Below are 1,054 nucleotides of genomic sequence, written 5' to 3'. Positions count from 1 at the left end.
GGCCGCACCCGCGCCCCGTCGCCGCGGCGCTCTACGGCGACCTCACCACCACCTTGACCGCGCTGGCCGGCGCGGGCGGCGGCGACCACGAGGCATGGGTTGCTGATCTGCGGGAGAACGAGAATTCGGTGCGGGCGCAGGAGCAGGCCGACCTCGACGACATGCGCACGCCGCTGCACCCGATGCGGGTGTACGCCGAACTGGCGCCACTGCTCGATCGCGACGCGATCGTGGTGATCGACGCCGGCGACTTCGGCTCGTACGCGGGCCGGATGATCGAGAGCTACGTGCCGGGGGCGTGGCTGGACAGCGGACCCTTCGGCTGCCTGGGCTCCGGGCCCGGTTATGCGCTGGCCGCCAAGCTGGCCCGGCCCGCGCGGCAGGTGGTGCTGCTGCAGGGCGACGGCGCGTTCGGCTTCTCCGGGATGGAGTGGGAAACCCTGGTTCGCCACGGCGTGAACGTGGTGTCGGTGATCGGCAACAACGGCGTGTGGGCGCTCGAGAAGCACCCGATGGAGGCGCTGTACGGCTACTCGGTGGTCGCCGAACTGCGGCCCGGCACCCGCTACGACGAGGTGGTGCGTGTGCTCGGCGGGCACGGCGAACTGGTCAGCACGCCCGACCAGCTCCGCCCGGCGCTGGAGCGGGCGTTCGCGGCCGGGCTGCCCGCGGTGGTCAATGCGCTGACCGACCCGAGCGTCGCCTATCCACGCCGCTCCAACCTGGGCTGACCGTGCCGACGTCAGCGTCGAGGTCGAGGCGACGATGAGGGCGCGACACCACGATTCGGTCGACGACTTCCGCGCGGCCGCGGAGCCGCTGTACCGCAGTGACCCCGTCGCCCACACGGTGGAACTGACGCTGCTGCAGTCGAACCGGGTACCCGCCGACGCCGTTCTGCTGACGCTGTGGGACGACGCGACCCTGGTCGGCGCGGCCATGCAGACACCGCCGATGCCGTTGCTGGCCAACGCGATTCCGCCCGGCGCCGCCGCAACGGTGGCCGAGGAGGTGTCGCGGCTGCGGCCCGGCCTGCCCGGCGTGCGGGGCGTGC

The 1,054-nt window shown here is 72.8% G+C and carries 1 protein-coding gene and 1 pseudogene; both read left to right on the top strand.

Going from position 1 to position 1,054, the window contains the following annotated elements; genetic code table 11:
* Nucleotides 1-731, top strand: a 731-nt coding sequence (locus tag Q2100_RS31405; RefSeq protein WP_302917146.1) for a thiamine pyrophosphate-dependent enzyme, incomplete at its 5' end; no start/stop codon positions are given.
* Between the two features lie 34 nt (nt 732-765).
* Nucleotides 766-1,054, top strand: a pseudogene (locus Q2100_RS31400) (GNAT family N-acetyltransferase); the annotation flags it as partial.

This window comes from Mycolicibacterium arseniciresistens (assembly GCF_030519285.1).
Classification (GTDB): Bacteria; Actinomycetota; Actinomycetes; order Mycobacteriales; family Mycobacteriaceae; genus Mycobacterium; species Mycobacterium arseniciresistens.
Note: the sequence above shows the minus strand (reverse complement) of the source record. Positions and strands in the feature narration are given on the sequence as shown.